The organism is Paenibacillus piscarius (assembly GCF_022234545.1).
GTDB lineage: Bacteria > Bacillota > Bacilli > Paenibacillales > Paenibacillaceae > Paenibacillus_AQ > Paenibacillus_AQ piscarius.
The window spans coordinates 167,711-184,037 of sequence record NZ_JAIEUI010000002.1 but is presented as its reverse complement, the minus strand read 5'-3'; the positions used below and the strand labels follow the sequence as shown (position 1 = coordinate 184,037).

Sequence of the window (16,327 nt, the reverse complement as noted above, 5' to 3'; positions counted from 1 at the left end):
AACTTCTCAGGCGGTATGCCGCTATGTTAAAATACAATGTGGCTATTTCGAGAGGAGAATGAAAATGGGCAACAAGCGCGTCTCCAGGCTGCGCAAGGTTCTGCAGGACCTGGGACTGGATGCGATGTTAATTACCAGCGGTTATAACCGCCGTTATCTGAGTGGCTTCACCGGCTCCTCCGGGGTTGTGCTGGTTACCGGTGATGACAGCTATCTGCTGACTGACTTCAGGTATATGACACAGGCCTCGGAACAGGTTCATGGCCTGAAGGTCGTGCAGCATGACACGAAATTCATCGATACTGTACGCGGTCTGCTGCCGCAGGGCGGACAAGTCCGGGTCGGCTTCGAGCAGGATGATGTAAGCTTCAGCGCTTACACCGCCTATGCGGAGGCGCTTCAGCCTGCGGCTCTGGTGCCATTGTCCAAGACGGTGGAGAATCTGCGCATGTTCAAGGATGAGGAAGAGCTGGCGGTGATGCAACGGGCAGCCGATCTGGCTGACGCCACGTTCAGTCATATCCTGAAGGTGATCAAGCCGGGCATGACTGAACGTGATGTTGATCTGGAGATGGAATTCTACATGCGGACACACGGGGCAACCTCATCATCGTTCGATACGATTGTAGCCTCCGGCGAACGCTCAGCTATGCCGCATGGGGTGGCGAGCAGCAAGGTGATCGGGAACAACGAATTCGTTACGTTTGATTTCGGCGCACTGCTGGACGGCTACTGCTCCGATCTGACCCGTACGATTGCGATTGGAGCACCAGATCCCAAGCTGAAGGAGATCTACGATGTGGTGCTGGAAGCGCAGCTGCACGCTCTGTCCCATATTAAACCCGGCATGACCGGACGCGAATGTGATGCGCTGGCCCGCGATATCATCACCCGCTACGGCTACGGGGAGTACTTCGGCCACAGCACCGGCCACGGGCTGGGCATGGAGGTTCATGAATGGCCGCGCCTGTCCAAGCTGGCGGATGAAGTGCTGCAGCCGGGCATGGTCGTTACCGTAGAGCCGGGGATTTATCTCTCAGGCCTTGGCGGGGTCCGGATTGAAGATGATATTGTCATTACCGAAAGCGGCATCCGGCTGCTGACACATTCATCGAAGGATTATACGGTACTGTAAGATTATTTTATCAAGTTCATTTATCGATTCCAGGAGGGATTATTGTGATTTCAGTTAATGATTTCAAGACAGGCTTGACCGTAGAAGTAGATGGGGATATCTTCACCGTCCTCGATTTCCAGCACGTGAAGCCGGGTAAGGGCGCTGCGTTTGTCCGCTCCAAGCTGAAGAACCTGCGTAACGGCAATACCGTTGAGCGCACCTTCCGCGCCGGTGAAACCATCGGCCGTGCGATCATCGAGAACCGTGGCGTACAGTACCTCTATGCCAGCGGCTCGGACCATGTGTTCATGGATAACGAAACGTATGACCAGTTCGAATTGTCGGCCAAGCAGCTCGAATGGGAGCTTAACTTCCTTAGAGAGAACATGACCGTGAACATTGTCAGCTACCAGGGCGAAATTCTCGGGATCAATCTGCCTACCAGCGTTGAGCTGAAGGTGACTGAGACCGAGCCTGGCGTGAAAGGCAACACTGCGCAAGGTGCAACCAAGTCTGCAACCCTGGAGACCGGCCACACAGTACAGGTTCCGCTGTTCATTAATGAAGGCGACATGCTCCTGATCGACACCCGCGAAGGAAAGTACATTTCCCGCGCTTAAGTGCCTTTTGGGTGCCAAATGTAACTTCAGGGCCTCCCCGCTTGATGCGGCGGGGGTCTTTTTGTTGCGGAGGGCTGGGCGGAGAGGCGGGGGGAAGAAGGGAACAAGGGAAGAAGGGGACTAGGGAACAAGGGGAAAGGGAGACAAGGGGGATAATGGACAAATCCCTCTGATTTAGCGGGAAGTTGGCTGGACGGTGGGCTCAAAGGGATAAATCCCTCAGATAATGCTGAAAGTGGACAGAAAGCATGAATCAAAGGGATAAATCCCTCAGATTAGCAAGAAGCGGGCGGTAGTTTAAACATCAAGTGGATAAATCCCTCAGACGGCCGTCTCAGGTGGGCGGAATGTGGAATGAATGAGAGTAATGAGGTGCACTAGTGCACCTGAAGTTAGCCTGAGCAGGCCGTGACACGTTCGGATTTAAGCCCGTTTTGATAAAATTGGGCGGTTTATTTTGTGAAACCATTAACGCATGGGATGATTTTCGTATTATACTGTGTTAAAGCGTTAATCAAAATTTGAGCTACTACTTAGAGCGAAATAGGGAGTGAATGGAACTTTGTCACTTTATGTCATGAAATTCGGGGGCAGCTCCGTTGGCGACATTGAACGCATGAAGCGTGTCGCGGGGCGTATCGCGGCCAAGCAGGATGAGGGGCACCGCTGTGTGGTGGTGGTGTCAGCGATGGGCGATACTACAGATGACCTGATTGATCAGGCGAATGAGCTGAACGCACAGCCTCCGGCACGCGAGATGGATATGCTGATGACTACGGGAGAACAGATCTCGGTAGCCCTGCTGTCCATCGCATTGAACGGTATTGGCCGTAATGCCGTATCCTATACCGGCTGGCAGGCCGGGTTCCGTACGGATGAGACCCACGGCCGCGCTCGGATCAGCGAGATTGTGCCGCGCCGTGTCCTGGAGTCGCTGGAGCGCGAACAGATTGTGATTGTTGCCGGATTCCAGGGGATGACACTGGACGGCGAGATTACCACGCTGGGACGCGGAGGCTCGGATACAACGGCGGTTGCGCTGGCTGCGGCCATCAAGGCGGATGTCTGCGAGATCTACACCGATGTAGACGGAATCTACTCTACGGATCCGCGGATTGTGAAGACCGCCCGCAAGCTGAAGGACATCTCGTATGACGAGATGCTGGAGCTGGCGAACCTCGGGGCAGCGGTGCTGCATCCGCGTGCGGTGGAATATGCGAAGCGATATCAAGTGAAGCTGGTCGTCAGATCAAGCTTTAATCATAATGAAGGTACTGTTGTGAAGGAGGAAGCAAGCATGGAGCAGGGTGTAGTAGTTAGCGGAATTGCCTATGATAAGAATGTGGCCCGGATTAGTATACTGGGTGTTCCCGATGTGCCGGGGGTTCTCGCCCAGGTCTTCGGCAAGCTGGCGCAAGAAGGCGTGGATGTCGATATTATCGTTCAGAGCGGCGTGCAGAATGAGACGGCGGACTTCTCGTTCACAGTCGGGCTCGGGGACCGGCAGAAGGCTACACAGGTGATTGAAGGACTGCGCAGCGAGCTGCCGTACCGCGAAGTGACCTCCGAGGATAACCTGGTCAAGGTGTCGATTGTCGGCGCAGGTATGGTCAGCCATCCGGGGGTAGCAGCGCAGATGTTCGAGGTCATCTCGAATCAGGGCGTAAGCATCAAGATGGTCAGCACCTCCGAGATCAAGGTGTCCTGTGTCATTGAAGCCGGCAATCTCCAGCAGATTATTCAGGCGCTGCACACGGCGTACAACCTGGATACGGAAGAGCAGGCCTTCGTGGGGGGTCCTCAGGACCGCCGTTAAGCCATAGATTATAGATTTCCCCATTTAAAATAACAAAACAGGGACGTCTCATCAGCAACTTGCTGAGGGACGTCCCTGTTTCATGTCTGGCGGCTCCCCGCATCAGCTGTCATCCGGTCAGCTCAGACGCCGGAACCGGCCCATAATCTCAACGGTCTCCAGCACGTTCACGAATGACTTCGGATCGGTCTCCAGAATGGTCTTGCGCAGATCGGCCAGCTCGTAGCGGGTGGTGACCGTCATCAGCATTGTGTTGCCTTCATGGCTGTACCCGCCTTCCGCATTGACAACGGTGACCCCATGGGGCAGACAGGTCAGCCGGGCCAGCATCTTCTCCCGCTCCTTCGTGACGATGAAGCAGGTCAGCTTCACGTGGCGGATGTGGATCATGTCCACGACCCGGCTTTTGACGAAGATACAGAGCATGGCGTAGAGGGCGGAATCCCAGCTTTTGAAGAAGCCCAGACTTAAAATGACAATCCCGTCAAGGACGAACAGCACGGTTCCTATCGGAATATCCCGCTTCCGCGTAATGATGGAGCCAAGAATATCGAATCCGCCCGAGGAGCCGCCCGCCCGCAGCGAGAAGCCCACTCCGCCCGCAATGATGACCCCGCCGAAGATGCTCGCCAGAATCGGGTCCTTGGTCAGCTTCACCACAGGAATGACGGTCAGGAACCAGGTGGTGGAGAGGACGGATAACATGCTGTAGCAGATATATTTTTTGCCTACCGCGATGAAGCCCCAGATCAGGATAGGCAGATTAATAGCAAAATAATACAGAGAAATATATTTGGGATGTGTTAAGTAGCCGATGATGGAAGCCGTTCCCGCCACACCGCCGCTAAGCAGCTGATGCGGAATCAGGAACAGGCGCAGCCCTGCCGCTACGAGAAAAGCCGAAAAGATAATAATAGCAACCTCCTTCATCTGTCTGGCTACCGATCCTGACACAAGCGGTACTACGAAATTCCGAACCTGCATGACTGTGATCCCCTCTTTGTCCGATGTCTTTAGAAGTCTTCTCTCCGGTTGCCTTCTGGGAGGTATAGTTTCTCCCGCAATCCGCTCTTCTATTTCCCGATATTTCTTCATTTTCAAGCGTAAAAATAATTTTATCATACCGATGATATTTTTTTATAGAGTGACGCACTATGATATCTTTCACATCCTCTGAAATCTCCGCACATCTCTTTGGTATCTCCTTGTCTAAAGTAGTCTTCTGCCGCATATCCATGGATTACAGCTTGTTTCATTGACGAGGCGTTCCATTGGTTTCTATTCCATAGCATGGATAAGGGAGTTGAGAGGTTTGGACAAGTATGTGAGCTGGATGGCCGTGCTAAGGTTCTTCTCCGGCAGTGTGGAGATTGCGGCGGCACTGATTATGCTGAGGCTGAATCAGGTGGATAAGGCACTCGCCGTGAATTCAGGACTGGCGCTGGTCGGGCCGACGATCCTCATCCTGACCACGGCTGTAGGCCTGACAGGGATGGCAGAGCAGCTGTCCTGGGGCAAGCTGGGCTGGATCGGCTGCGGTGTGGCGTTTCTCTTAATCGGGATTCTGAAGAAATGATAGATGATAGGCATAATGTGCAGGTACAAGCATAAGTATGGAATAAAGCAATGCAGTTGAGGACAGCTTGGGGGTACTTGTATGGCGAAGGATTGGCTTCAGTTGTTTCCCGAAAGAATCAGGGTGCTGCTCGGCGGCCTCCCCGCTGCGCTCCTGGACAAGTTGGAGGAGGTCCGTGTCCGTGAAGGGCGTCCGCTGGAGATTAACTATTCCGGAAAATATCATTTTGTCGGGGCCGGCGGCAGCCTGACCCAGTTTCCCGGTGAAGCCTACAAGCCGGACCGGGAGGATGCGCACAGGCTGCTGGATCTCATCAGCAACCACTCGCTATATACGATGGAGGAGGAGCTGCGCAAGGGCTTCATCACGATCCCCGGCGGCCACCGGATAGGCCTCTGCGGCCGCACGGTATTAAGCGGAGGCGGCGTGGAGCATCTGCGCGATATTACCGGCTTCAATGTGCGGATTGCCCGTGAGGTCCAAGGTGTCGCCGATCGTGTGCTGCCATATCTGCTGGACCGCGGGCGGCAGCGGATTATGCATACGCTGGTCCTGTCGCCGCCGCAGCATGGCAAGACAACACTGTTGCGTGACCTGGCCCGGCAGATCTCGGCCGGGGCCCGCACCCGAGAGGGCGTCCGGCCGGGGCTGAAGGTCGGCATCGTCGATGAACGCTCCGAGATTGCCGGCAGCCGCCGGGGCATCCCCGCCTTCGATGTGGGGCCGCGGACCGATGTACTGGACGGCTGCCCCAAGGCGGAAGGCATGATGATGATGATCCGCTCGCTCTCCCCTGAGGTGCTGGTGGCTGACGAGATCGGTCGCACCGAGGATGCGGAAGCGGTGACTGAGGCGCTTCATGCGGGTATCTCGGTCATCGCCTCCGCGCACGGCAAGGAGGTGTCCGAGCTGGCCCGGAGGCCGGGGCTGGGCGGCCTGCTGGAGCAGCAGATGTTCGAGCGGTATGTCATTCTGCACCGCGCGGAGAGCGGCATGTCCTTCCGCATTCTGGATGCGCAGAAGCGGGCGATGCTGCTGGTCTCGCCGGACATGCAGGCGGGAGCAGGCGGTGGCGGACATGCTTAAGCTGCTGGGAGCGGTACTCATTATCCTGGCCGGCACGCTGGCCGGCTTCAAGCGCGCAGCCCAGTATGCTGACCGCCCGAGACATCTGAGGGCCCTTATTGCTGCACTGCAGCGGCTGGAGACCGAAATTCTGTACGGCTATACCCCGCTGCCGGAGGCGCTGCACCGCATCGGAGCACAGACGAAGGAGCCGCTGAGAGCCTTCTTCCTCACGGCGGCGGAGGAGATGAGCCCGCCGCATAACCGCAGTGCTGAAGAGGCGGTGCGGCGTGCCATGGAGACGCATTTCAGCAGCGCCTCGCTGAAAGGCACGGAGCAGGAGATCATGCGGCAGCTCAGCTGCACGCTTGGGACGAGTGACCGGCCGAATCAGAGCACGCATATTGCACTGGCGTTGCAGCAATTGAAGCAGGAGGAGACAGCGGCCAGAGAAGATCAGGGCAAATATGAGAAGGTGAGCAAAAGCCTGGGTCTGCTGCTTGGAGCATTGATCGTCATTTTGATCTTTTAGCGAGGTGCCAGGAATGAATATTGAAGTCAACGCGATCTTTCAGATTGCCGGCATCGGCATCATTATCGCCATGATCCACACGGTGCTTAAGCAGATGGGCAAAGAGGATATCGCCCACTGGGTAACGATAGTCGGCTTTATCATCGTGCTGTTCATGGTCATCCGGATGCTGGACGGACTGCTTCAGGAAATTAAAACGATCTTTCTTTTTCAATAGGCTGACGTTATGGAGATCATTCAAATTGTAGGCATCGGCATCTTGGCAACCGTCCTCATCCTCGTGCTGAAGGAACAAAAGCCGGTGTTCGCCTTCCTGCTGACTACGGCGGCCGGCATCCTGATCTTCCTGTTCCTGATCGGCAAGATCGGTATGATTCTCGGCACGCTGGAGCGGGTTGCGGAATCCTCCGGGATGGAAATGATCCATATCAAGACCGTGTTCAAGATTATCGGCATCTCCTACATTGCGGAGTTCGGAGCGCAGATTGTGCGGGATGCCGGACAGGAATCGATAGCGTCCAAAATTGAACTGGCCGGCAAGGTGCTGATTATGGTGCTGGCCGTGCCGATTATCAGCATTATTATCGAGACGGTGATGAAGCTGCTGCCCGCCTGAGGCGGCGGTAACGGCCGGACAAGTCTGGTGAGAACAGGGGGAGGAAGATGCAGAAGCGCAGTGTGTTTCGTCCGCCGGAAGGCTGCAGGCTGGTGCTGCCTCTTCTGCTGCTCCTCCTCCTGCTGCTGCAGGCTGCGGGTACGGTACACGCAAGTCCGGCTGCGGGAGATCAGGGCATAGCCGGGGCGGGAGGCTCGCCGTCTCCGGTGGACCAGTGGGTGAAAGGGCAGGTCCAGAACCTGCCGAAGGACCAGGTGGAGTCGTATTGGGATCAGCTGATGAAGGATTATGGGGGATTCTTCCCGGACGGCAAGACACCGTCACTGATGGATATGCTGCTGCCGGGAGAGCAGGGACTTAGCTTCAAGAGCGTGCTGCGCGGACTGACGAACTTTATGTGGCATGAGGTGCTCTATAACGGCAAGCTGCTCGTAACGATTGTGATGATCAGCGTGCTGAGTATGATTCTGGAGACGCTGCAGACCGCTTTTGAACGGAAATCGGTCAGTAAGATCGCCTATATGCTCTGCTACATGGTGGTGCTGGTCATCGCCGTCAACAGCTTCAACATCGCCATCGGCTATGCCAAGGATGCCATCGACCGGATGATCGATTTCATGATGGCTATGATTCCGCTCTTGTTCGCGCTGCTGGCTTCGATGGGCAATATCGTCACGGTGTCGGTCACCCATCCGCTGATTGTGTTCATGATCCATACTGTAGGCACGCTGATTCATACCCTGGTCTTCCCGCTGCTGTTCTTCTCGGCGGTGCTGCATCTGGTGAGCGCCATGTCGGAGAAATACAAGCTGACCCAACTCGCCAATCTGCTGCGCAATGTCGGAGCCGGGCTACTGGGCGTGCTGCTGACTGTTTTTCTCGGTGTGATCTCGGTGAGGGGCATTACAAGCTCGGTGACGGACGGCGTGACGATACGGGCTGCCAAATATATTACAGGGAATTTCGTCCCGGTGATCGGCAAAATGTTCGCGGATGCCACGGACACGGTCATCTCGGCTTCGCTGCTGGTGAAGAACGCCATCGGGCTCTCGGGAGTCATCATCATTCTCTTCCTGTGCGCATTCCCGGCGATCAAAATTCTGATTCTCGCCCTGATCTACAATGTGGCCGCAGCCGTCATGCAGCCGCTGGGCGAGACGCCGATTGTCACCTGCCTGCAGACGATCGGCAAAAGCATGATCTACGTCTTCGCCGCTCTGGCGGCTGTGTCACTGATGTTCTTCCTGGCGGTGACGATTATGCTGACGGCAGGCAATGTTACGGTGATGATGCGCTGAAGCGGCCTCCAGCCGGAGCCCCGGCGCTATGCAAATTCGGGGGAGGTGCATCCTGCATGACCTGGCTTGGCGGTTGGCTGCATGAGCTGATTCTGGTAGTACTGATGGCGGCGTTCGTGGAGATGCTGCTGCCCAGCAAATCAATGGAACGCTACGCCAGATTAGTCCTCAGCCTGCTGATTCTGCTGGCGATGCTCAGTCCGCTGATCTCGCTGCTGAAGGGCGATGCCAGCAAGGAGCTGAGCGCGGCAGTGCGGCAGCAGGAGAACAGCGGCTGGCCCGGAGGCGGCAAGGGGAAGGGCGGGGAGTCGCTGGACCAGATTCTGGCGGACGGGCGAAGGCTGGCTGCCGGAGCCCGCGACCAGAGCCTGAAGCTCGCCGCCGAGGAGATTGCCGGGCAGATGCGTGACCAGATCGCCGGCAGCACCGGAGCCAAGGGAGTGAAGGTAACGGTCGCTCTGGGAATGGGCAAGAATCCGGAGGCTCCGCTGGGTCAGGAGGTGCCGGGCATCATCTCGGTCACCGTCGTCCTTCCCCCGCCGCAGGGCAGTGCAGGAAGCAGTACAGCAGGCGCTGCGGGCGGGTCTGGAACGGAAGGCAGTCCGATTCACATCGAACCGGTGAAGCCTGTTCAGATCAGCCTGGAGGACAGCAGCGGGGACGGCTCCGCCGGGCAGGCCTCACCAATGCCTGAGGATTCCGTAGCGGCTGGGGCAGGCAGCGGAGGCAATGATACCCGGCAGGCCTCAGAAGCCGATGCTGAAGCGGGCAACATTATCAGACTGCTTGAGGAGAACTGGAATCTGGACCCTGGACAGATCAAGGTGCAGAGCACCGGGGCAGATACCGTGAAATCATAAGATGAAGGAGGGACATCAATGGGTAAATGGCTGAACAAGCTGGAGCAGTGGGCCGGAGGCGGCAGCCCGAAGCGCAGCCACACCTTCCGCTGGCTGATTATCATAGGCCTGCTGGGAGTAGCGATTATGCTGTTCAACTCCTTCGTGAATGTGAAGAAGCTGGACAACGAGAATACGGGACGGGAACCGCCGGCAGGCGGAAGCGCGCAGACGGCTCTGCAGCAGGAGACAGTGAACGCGAACTCTTTTGCAAGTATTGAACAGGCGATGGAGAACCGGACGAAGGAGATTCTGGAGAAGATCGTCGGAGTCGGCACTGTGGATATTATGGTCACCGTGGATTCCACTGAAGAGATTGTCGTTCAGCGCAATATGAATGACTCCCAGCAGCAGAGCGAGGAGACCGATGCCAGCGGAGGAAAGCGCCACACCACGCAATACACCCGGGACGGCGAGATTGTCACCTACAGCCAGTCGGGCGATGAGACCCCGATTATTACGAAGCGGATCAAGCCGCAGGTGCGCGGCGTACTGATCGTGGCCAAGGGAGCCGAGAACAAAGTGGTGCGCAGCCTGATTGAGCAGGCGGTGGAGAAAGGGCTCAATGTGCCGGGGTACCGGATTTCGGTGGTCCCGCGCAAACAGGAATAGTCATGAGGCAGGCAAGTCCGGCATATGCTTATAATGCGAGGCTTGTACGAAGCACATGACAAAAGGGCTGGCAACAAAATTATAGGAGGAATAACTATGAAGGGCAAAAGACAAACGATTTGGCTGGTATCGATGCTCAGTTTGATGGTCGTGCTCTCTGCGTATTATCTGTTCACAGAGGATACCGGGACTTCCATTCCCAAAGAAACGGCAGGCAGCATCCAGGTAGATACCGTGAAGGACGGAACAGGCGGCGGCACATCCACTACACTGGACAGCGGCCTGGTGATCAAGGAGGTCAGCACAGACAAAGGGATCGCAGTGGGAACCGTAGATGACAGCAGCAAGAAAGCTAAGGATGAAGCGGCAACAGCAGCTGTGACCGATGACAGCAGCGGAGCGGGCAAGGAGCAGACGGCAGCTGCAGACAAAGCGGCCGCTGCGGCGGACGATAAGGCCAAAGACGTTAAGGATACCAAGGATACTAAGGATACAAAAGACGTCAAAGATACTAAGGACACCAAGGATTCCGCGGACACCAAGGACGCCAAGCAGAGCAAGGAAACCTCAGCTTCGGCGGGCAAGACCCCGGAGAAGGATGATGCAGCAATTCTGGATGAAGTCGCTTCGCAGAGCGTCTCGGCCAGCAGTCTGTTCACCAATTATCTGTACGAACGCGAGCAGAAGAATCTGAAGGACCACAATGATCTGCTGGCGCTGATCAACGATATGGATAAGACGCCGGCCGAGAGTGCCGCCGCCCAGGAGCAGCTCAACAAGCTGGAAGAGAAGGAATCGAAGATTACCGGAATTGAAGAGAAGCTTCAGCAGCAGTACGGGGAAGCTATTGTGAAAGAGGAAGCGGGAGATGCTTACACTGTTGTTGTGCTCAGCGACAAGCTGGATGTGAAGCAGGCGGTGGGTATCGTGGATTTTGTAATGAAGGAACTCAGTATTACTCAGGACAAAATCAAGGTACAATACGTATCAGAGCAGTAAGCACCCTGCATAAAAGCATGCAAAACCGCATAAAATGCCGAAAGAGCCCGGGCTTGTCCCGGGCTCTTTCCATTTCTAGCGTTTGTGATATAATACATAAAGTTATCGATGTGTATAAGTAGAAGATTACGCATGCAGCGGTTACACGGACAGCGGTTCCCGCGGTCCGGCCGGACCGGATTACAGATAAGCCGGACGAATGGAAGCGAAGCCCCTGTCCAAGCTGTGTTCATAATGGCTTCGAGAGAATGCTGAAGGAGTGAACTATTCAATGTTCAAATTAAGCGAGATTAAGGAATTGATTAAATTGCTGGACCAGACCTCCTCCGTTCACGAGCTGGAGATTGAAAGCGAAGGCATGAAGCTGGCTATCCGCAAACCGGATCGCCCTGAAGCTGATGCAGCGGCAATTCAGGCGACTCCTTATGCCTATCCCTTTACGCCTGCCCCGCAGCCGCTTAGCCCGCAGGTAGCAGCCCCTCCGGTTGTCAGTGAAGCTCCTGCCGCCCCGCAGCAGCAAGCCCCGTCCGCAGATGGCACGTTACATAAAATCGTCTCGCCGATGGTGGGAACCTTCTATAGTGCCGCTTCGCCGGATTCCCCGCCGTTCGTCAAGGCCGGTGACCGGGTGAACGAGAAATCCACCGTCTGCATCATCGAGGCGATGAAGCTGATGAATGAGCTGGAAGCCGAAGTGAAGGGCGAGATCGTCTCTGTCCTGGCCGAGAACGGCCAACTGGTGGAATACGGCCAGCCGCTGTTCCTGGTAAGAGCGGATTAACGACACGAGAATCATGAGGAGCTTGCAAGCTTCCTAAACTACGGGAGGAAACGCATGAACATTCAAAAAGTGTTGATTGCCAACCGCGGTGAGATTGCGGTCCGCATTATCAGGGCCTGCCGCGAGCTGGGTATTTCCACAGTGGCCGTCTATTCGGAGCCGGACCGGGATTCCCTGCATGTCCGCCTGGCGGATGAGGCCTACTGCATCGGACCGATGCCATCCAAGGACAGCTATTTGAACTTTACCAATATTATGAGTGTGGCTACACTGACTGACTGCGATGCCATTCATCCCGGCTATGGATTCCTGGCCGAGAATGCCGATTTCGCGGAGATTTGTGCGTCCTGCAATATCACCTTCATCGGCCCGTCCCCGGATGCGATCACCCGGATGGGCGATAAGGCTGTAGCTAAGGAAACGATGAAGATGGCCGGCGTACCGATTATTCCGGGCTCGGACGGATTGGTAGGAGACATCGAGGAAGCGGTCATGCTGGGCCGGGATATCGGGTATCCGATCATCGTCAAGGCTACCGCAGGCGGCGGAGGCAAGGGCATCCGCATTGCCGAAGACGAGGAGTCGCTGGTGAAGCAGATTACCGCAGCCCAGCAGGAGGCGCAGAAGGCCTTCGGCAACGCCGGGGTCTACCTGGAGAAATTCCTGACCGGCATGAAGCATGTGGAGATTCAGATTATTGCCGATAATCACGGCAATGTGGTTCATCTGGGCGAACGCGACTGCTCGGTGCAGCGCCGCCGCCAGAAGCTGGTGGAGGAAGCGCCTTGTGCTGTCCTGACCCCTGAGATCCGCGAGGCAATGGGACAGGCGGCAGTGCGGGCGGCATTGGCTGTCAATTACTCAGGCGCCGGCACACTCGAATTCCTGCTCGGTCCAGACGGCAAATTCTACTTCATGGAGATGAATACCCGTATCCAGGTTGAGCATCCTGTGACAGAGATGGTCACCGGGGTAGATCTGATCAAGGAAATGATCTCGGTGGCGGAAGGCAACCCGCTGTCTTTCACCCAGGATGATATTGTCATCAACGGCTGGTCCATAGAATGCCGCATTAACGCGGAGGACCCTGAGCGCAACTTCATGCCTTCACCCGGCAAAATCGGCTTCTATCTGCCTCCGGGCGGCCTTGGCGTGCGCGTGGACAGCGGAGCATATCCGGGCTATACGATCTCCCCTTTCTATGACTCGATGATTGCCAAGCTGATTGTCTGGGCACCGACCCGCGAGGAAGCGGTCGCGAAGATGAAGCGGGCCCTGGCCGAATTTGCTGTGGAGGGCATACATACCACGATTCCTTTCCATCAGAAATTGCTGGAGCATCCGGTCTTCCTGGACGGGAATTTTGATATCAAGTTCCTCGAGGAATATGAAATTTAGGACGGCTTCCCATCGTTTGTCATAAAGTTCGCCAAATGATATAGTATGTTTAATAAGAGACGTGCTGTCCGCTTGAAGCGCCCAATTATCTTTTTGCTGGAAAGGTGTGAAGTCCGAAATGAGTACATTGCCGACAGAATATGAACGTACCGAAATTGGTGAGATCCAGATCGCTCCTGAGGTGATCGAGGTGATCGCCGGCTTGGCGACCGTGGAGGTCAAAGGAGTAGCCGGAATGAGCGGCGGTTTCGCCGGCGGAATCGTGGAGCTGCTGGGACGCAAGAATTTGTCCAAGGGAGTTAAGGTTGAGGTGGGCCAGCGCGAGGCGGCAGTCGATGTGTCCGTGATTATTGAATACGGCAACCGTCTCCCTGAAGTGGCCGGCGAGATTCAGCGTAATGTTAAGCGTTCCATTGAGACGATGACGGGTCTGACGGTCGTGGAAGTGAACGTGCACATTCATGATGTGCAGTTCAAGAGCAATACCAGTGTTGACAAGAGCGAAGATATTGAAGCGGTTACCCGCGTGAAGTAAAGCGTTCGCCCCCCATAAACCCCCGACAGTACGTCGAGGGTTTACCTTAATTTAAGGAGGTTGTGAGACTCGTGGCCAAAATTCTGGACAGGCTTCTGCTGTTCCTCTACAGCTTAAGTATTGGAATACTATCTGTTATAGCCATCCTCCTCTTGAGCGGTGTAATCCCGGATGAGTATGAGCTTCAGGACGGACCGGCGGTCTATATCGCTTCGATCACAGTAGCGGTAATTCTGTTCCTGCTCAGCATCCGCTTCTTCTACATCTCCCTGCGCCGCGACCGCGCATCTCTGCCTTCAGTGGACCAGCGTACGGAGTACGGGGATATTCAGATCTCGATGGAGACTATTGAGAACCTGAGCCTCAAGGCGGCAGGCAGGGTGAAGGGCATCCGTGACCTGAAATCGCGCATCCGCGTCTCTCAGGCGGGGCTTGAGATTATGATCCGTGCCGTTGTGGACGGGGAGCATTCCCTGCCTCTGCTGACTACGGAGGTTCAGCGGGGTGTGCATGATTTCGTGCAGGAGACAACCGGGATTCCGGTTGCTGATGTGTCTGTGTATATAGCGAACCTTACACAGTCGCCTAGCTTCAAAAGTCGAGTGGAATAGAGGTGAGTTTCCCTTATGTCCTGGAGAGCAATATGGGAAAGTCACGGGGGTAGAATTACCGGAGTGGCCTTCGGTGTCTTTCTCGGATTGATTTATCTGATTAGCGGGTTTTGGGATATGCTGTTCTTTGCACTGGTAGTGTTCATCGGATATACGCTTGGCAAACGCAAGGATACCGCGCAGCCTCCCCTGTTTCAGTGGCAGGAGCTGATCGAGCGGCTGTCCGGGCGCTGGCGTCCCTTCAAATGAACCGCGATAGTCTTTCTCCCGGAAGCCTGGAACCCGTTACTTTGAGTTGCTGACCTGCGGAAGAGAGGCTGCGCGGTTTTTTGATAGAATTTATATGTTTGGGGTCCCCGCAAAGTACCTGAGTAATCACCTGCGCTAAAGCTCCACTTTGTGGGGTTATTTTGGGGCCGGAGTAGGATAAGATTTAAGAATGTAACATCAATATATGAAGAACGTTCGTAGGAGGAACCAAATGAAAAGACGTTTAGCGAGAGAGATTATTGTCCAGAGCCTGTATCAGATGGAAATGAATGATGTTGAGGTTACCGAGGCGGTGGATATGCTGATTGAAGAGGCGGCCGATGAGAACGAAACCGAGCGCGTCATCACCGATGAGCATGAGCTGAAGACGTATGTGGTGGAGCATGTGAACGGGGTATGGGAGCACAAAATGGCAATCGACGATATGCTGGAGCATTATCTCAAGGGCTGGCAGATGAGCCGTCTGTCCCGCGTGGACCGTCAGATTCTGCGCCTGGCGACCTTCGAGATGATCTTCGCCAGCGATGTGCCGGCCAAGGTTGCGGTGAATGAAGCGATTGATCTGGCGAAGCATTTCGGTACAGAGGATTCCGGCAAATTCGTGAACGGCGTGCTGGGCAAGCTGATTCAGGATGTGGACAAGCTTCGGGCTGAACGGTAAGATTAAGCATTATTTTCATATACACTTAAATAGATCAAAGGGGAGAGACTTACTATGACAGCAGCGGTTATCAGCGGTAAACAGGTATCGGACGACATTCGGAAGGGAATTGCCCGGGAGGTTGCAGAGCTTGCAGAGCGCGGCGTGAAGCCCGGTCTGGCTGTTGTTCTGGTCGGCGAAGATCCGGCTTCCCAGGTCTATGTACGCAACAAGGAGAAATCCTGTATTGAGCTGGGCTTCCACTCGGAGGTGCACCGGCTGGATGCCGCTACTACCCAGGCGGAGCTGCTGGCACTGGTGGCCGAGCTGAACAGCCGTGAGGATATCCACGGCATTCTGGTGCAATTGCCGCTTCCGAAGCATATTGAGGAGAAGGCGGTGATTGACGCCATCTCTGTGGAGAAGGATGTGGACGGCTTCCATCCGGTCAATGTAGGGAACCTGGTCATCGGCGATGACAGCCTGCTTCCTTGTACACCTGCCGGTGTGATCGAACTGATTAAGCGGACAGGCACCGAGATCTCCGGCAAGCATGCGGTGGTTATCGGCCGCAGCAATATTGTCGGCAAGCCGGTCTCCCTGCTGCTCCAGCGGGAGAATGCTACCGTGACCATGTGCCATTCACGCACGGCCAATATGGCTGAGCTCTGCCGCCAGGCAGATATTCTGGTTGTTGCCATCGGCCGGGCCAACTTCATCGATGCTTCCTTCGTGAAGCCGGGTGCGGTAGTGATCGATGTCGGCATGAACCGGCTGGATACCGGCAAGCTGGCCGGGGATGTGGATTATCAGAGTGCCCGCGAGGTTGCCGGGTACATCACTCCAGTGCCGGGCGGGGTCGGACCGATGACCATCACGATGCTGATGAGCAATACGCTGACCGCAGCCAAACGCCTGCGCGGTTTGGAATAGGACAGGCTT

At 55.6% G+C, this 16,327-nt stretch carries 20 protein-coding genes; 19 read left to right on the top strand and 1 reads right to left on the bottom strand.

Annotated elements, in window-relative coordinates; translation table 11 throughout:
- The first annotated feature begins 64 nt into the window (after positions 1-64).
- From K1558_RS04510 to K1558_RS04500, 3 genes are all read left to right on the top strand, one after another.
- Entirely contained in the window at positions 65-1,135 is a 1,071-nt protein-coding gene (locus K1558_RS04510; protein ID WP_238650203.1) for a M24 family metallopeptidase, read from the top strand.
- 44 nt (positions 1,136-1,179) lie between these two features.
- Positions 1,180-1,737 carry an elongation factor P gene (gene efp, locus K1558_RS04505; protein ID WP_238650202.1) on the top strand — a complete coding sequence of 186 codons (558 nt, stop codon included), beginning with the start codon at positions 1,180-1,182 and terminating at the stop codon, positions 1,735-1,737.
- A 562-nt stretch (positions 1,738-2,299) separates the two neighbouring features.
- Positions 2,300-3,553, top strand: a complete 1,254-nt coding sequence (locus K1558_RS04500) for an aspartate kinase (RefSeq protein ID WP_238650201.1) — start codon at positions 2,300-2,302, stop codon at positions 3,551-3,553.
- A gap of 117 nt (positions 3,554-3,670) precedes the next feature.
- On the opposite strand, the gene K1558_RS04495 is transcribed toward K1558_RS04500, so the two are convergent.
- Positions 3,671-4,537 carry a YitT family protein gene (locus tag K1558_RS04495; RefSeq protein WP_238650200.1) on the bottom strand — a complete coding sequence of 289 codons (867 nt, stop codon included), beginning with the start codon at positions 4,535-4,537 and terminating at the stop codon, positions 3,671-3,673.
- A 328-nt stretch (positions 4,538-4,865) separates the two neighbouring features.
- Here K1558_RS04495 and K1558_RS04490 point away from each other — a divergent pair, with 328 nt between their 5' ends.
- The 16 genes from K1558_RS04490 (at position 4,866) to folD (ending at position 16,318) form a co-directional block, all read left to right on the top strand.
- Positions 4,866-5,129, top strand: coding sequence for a YqhV family protein (locus K1558_RS04490; protein WP_420800403.1), 264 nt, complete (start codon positions 4,866-4,868; stop codon positions 5,127-5,129).
- Positions 5,130-5,210: 81 nt separating this feature from the next.
- Positions 5,211-6,215, top strand: coding sequence for a stage III sporulation protein AA (spoIIIAA, locus tag K1558_RS04485; RefSeq protein WP_238650199.1), 1,005 nt, complete (start codon positions 5,211-5,213; stop codon positions 6,213-6,215).
- Positions 6,208-6,726: a stage III sporulation protein SpoIIIAB gene (spoIIIAB, locus tag K1558_RS04480; protein ID WP_238650198.1), complete on the top strand. Its 519-nt coding sequence runs from the start codon at positions 6,208-6,210 to the stop codon at positions 6,724-6,726. The genes spoIIIAA and spoIIIAB overlap by 8 nt, the downstream gene beginning before the upstream one ends.
- A gap of 13 nt (positions 6,727-6,739) precedes the next feature.
- Positions 6,740-6,943 carry a stage III sporulation protein AC gene (spoIIIAC, locus tag K1558_RS04475; protein WP_020426549.1) on the top strand — a complete coding sequence of 68 codons (204 nt, stop codon included), beginning with the start codon at positions 6,740-6,742 and terminating at the stop codon, positions 6,941-6,943.
- A 9-nt stretch (positions 6,944-6,952) separates the two neighbouring features.
- Entirely contained in the window at positions 6,953-7,342 is a 390-nt protein-coding gene (gene spoIIIAD, locus K1558_RS04470) for a stage III sporulation protein AD (RefSeq protein WP_238650197.1), read from the top strand.
- A gap of 47 nt (positions 7,343-7,389) precedes the next feature.
- Positions 7,390-8,640 carry a stage III sporulation protein AE gene (gene spoIIIAE / locus K1558_RS04465; RefSeq protein WP_238650196.1) on the top strand — a complete coding sequence of 417 codons (1,251 nt, stop codon included), beginning with the start codon at positions 7,390-7,392 and terminating at the stop codon, positions 8,638-8,640.
- Positions 8,641-8,696: 56 nt separating this feature from the next.
- The gene (spoIIIAF, locus tag K1558_RS04460) at positions 8,697-9,500 is read left to right on the top strand and encodes a stage III sporulation protein AF (protein WP_238650195.1); all 804 of its coding nucleotides are present in this window, start codon (positions 8,697-8,699) and stop codon (positions 9,498-9,500) included.
- An 18-nt stretch (positions 9,501-9,518) separates the two neighbouring features.
- Positions 9,519-10,151 carry a stage III sporulation protein AG gene (gene spoIIIAG, locus K1558_RS04455; protein ID WP_238650194.1) on the top strand — a complete coding sequence of 211 codons (633 nt, stop codon included), beginning with the start codon at positions 9,519-9,521 and terminating at the stop codon, positions 10,149-10,151.
- Positions 10,152-10,247: 96 nt separating this feature from the next.
- On the top strand, positions 10,248-11,150 hold the full coding sequence (locus K1558_RS04450; RefSeq protein WP_238650193.1) for a SpoIIIAH-like family protein: 903 nt from the start codon (positions 10,248-10,250) through the stop codon (positions 11,148-11,150).
- Between the two features lie 271 nt (positions 11,151-11,421).
- Positions 11,422-11,931, top strand: coding sequence for an acetyl-CoA carboxylase biotin carboxyl carrier protein (accB, locus tag K1558_RS04445; RefSeq protein ID WP_238650192.1), 510 nt, complete (start codon positions 11,422-11,424; stop codon positions 11,929-11,931).
- A gap of 54 nt (positions 11,932-11,985) precedes the next feature.
- Positions 11,986-13,329, top strand: a complete 1,344-nt coding sequence (accC, locus tag K1558_RS04440) for an acetyl-CoA carboxylase biotin carboxylase subunit (RefSeq protein WP_238650191.1) — start codon at positions 11,986-11,988, stop codon at positions 13,327-13,329.
- Between the two features lie 118 nt (positions 13,330-13,447).
- The gene (locus tag K1558_RS04435) at positions 13,448-13,864 is read left to right on the top strand and encodes an Asp23/Gls24 family envelope stress response protein (protein WP_238650190.1); all 417 of its coding nucleotides are present in this window, start codon (positions 13,448-13,450) and stop codon (positions 13,862-13,864) included.
- 71 nt (positions 13,865-13,935) lie between these two features.
- Positions 13,936-14,475, top strand: coding sequence for an alkaline shock response membrane anchor protein AmaP (gene amaP / locus K1558_RS04430; protein WP_238650189.1), 540 nt, complete (start codon positions 13,936-13,938; stop codon positions 14,473-14,475).
- A 15-nt stretch (positions 14,476-14,490) separates the two neighbouring features.
- A complete protein-coding gene (locus K1558_RS04425) occupies positions 14,491-14,724 on the top strand; it encodes a DUF2273 domain-containing protein (protein ID WP_238650188.1) in 234 nt (77 codons plus the stop codon).
- Between the two features lie 232 nt (positions 14,725-14,956).
- Positions 14,957-15,406 carry a transcription antitermination factor NusB gene (nusB, locus tag K1558_RS04420; protein ID WP_238650187.1) on the top strand — a complete coding sequence of 150 codons (450 nt, stop codon included), beginning with the start codon at positions 14,957-14,959 and terminating at the stop codon, positions 15,404-15,406.
- 54 nt (positions 15,407-15,460) lie between these two features.
- A complete protein-coding gene (gene folD / locus K1558_RS04415; protein ID WP_238650186.1) occupies positions 15,461-16,318 on the top strand; it encodes a bifunctional methylenetetrahydrofolate dehydrogenase/methenyltetrahydrofolate cyclohydrolase FolD in 858 nt (285 codons plus the stop codon).
- Positions 16,319-16,327 lie beyond the last annotated feature (9 nt).

Excerpts from the sequence above, each read along its gene's own strand:
- K1558_RS04510 (WP_238650203.1), top strand. The coding sequence starts at position 65 with ATGGGCAACAAGCGCGTCTCCAGGCTGCGCAAGGTTCTGCAGGACCTG.
- K1558_RS04495 (WP_238650200.1), bottom strand. The coding sequence starts at position 4,537 with ATGCAGGTTCGGAATTTCGTAGTACCGCTTGTGTCAGGATCGGTAGCC.
- spoIIIAA (WP_238650199.1), top strand. The coding sequence starts at position 5,211 with ATGGCGAAGGATTGGCTTCAGTTGTTTCCCGAAAGAATCAGGGTGCTG.
- spoIIIAB (WP_238650198.1), top strand. The coding sequence starts at position 6,208 with ATGCTTAAGCTGCTGGGAGCGGTACTCATTATCCTGGCCGGCACGCTG.
- spoIIIAC (WP_020426549.1), top strand. The coding sequence starts at position 6,740 with ATGAATATTGAAGTCAACGCGATCTTTCAGATTGCCGGCATCGGCATC.
- spoIIIAD (WP_238650197.1), top strand. The coding sequence starts at position 6,953 with ATGGAGATCATTCAAATTGTAGGCATCGGCATCTTGGCAACCGTCCTC.
- spoIIIAE (WP_238650196.1), top strand. The coding sequence starts at position 7,390 with ATGCAGAAGCGCAGTGTGTTTCGTCCGCCGGAAGGCTGCAGGCTGGTG.
- spoIIIAF (WP_238650195.1), top strand. The coding sequence starts at position 8,697 with ATGACCTGGCTTGGCGGTTGGCTGCATGAGCTGATTCTGGTAGTACTG.
- spoIIIAG (WP_238650194.1), top strand. The coding sequence starts at position 9,519 with ATGGGTAAATGGCTGAACAAGCTGGAGCAGTGGGCCGGAGGCGGCAGC.
- K1558_RS04450 (WP_238650193.1), top strand. The coding sequence starts at position 10,248 with ATGAAGGGCAAAAGACAAACGATTTGGCTGGTATCGATGCTCAGTTTG.
- accB (WP_238650192.1), top strand. The coding sequence starts at position 11,422 with ATGTTCAAATTAAGCGAGATTAAGGAATTGATTAAATTGCTGGACCAG.
- accC (WP_238650191.1), top strand. The coding sequence starts at position 11,986 with ATGAACATTCAAAAAGTGTTGATTGCCAACCGCGGTGAGATTGCGGTC.
- K1558_RS04435 (WP_238650190.1), top strand. The coding sequence starts at position 13,448 with ATGAGTACATTGCCGACAGAATATGAACGTACCGAAATTGGTGAGATC.
- K1558_RS04425 (WP_238650188.1), top strand. The coding sequence starts at position 14,491 with ATGTCCTGGAGAGCAATATGGGAAAGTCACGGGGGTAGAATTACCGGA.
- nusB (WP_238650187.1), top strand. The coding sequence starts at position 14,957 with ATGAAAAGACGTTTAGCGAGAGAGATTATTGTCCAGAGCCTGTATCAG.
- folD (WP_238650186.1), top strand. The coding sequence starts at position 15,461 with ATGACAGCAGCGGTTATCAGCGGTAAACAGGTATCGGACGACATTCGG.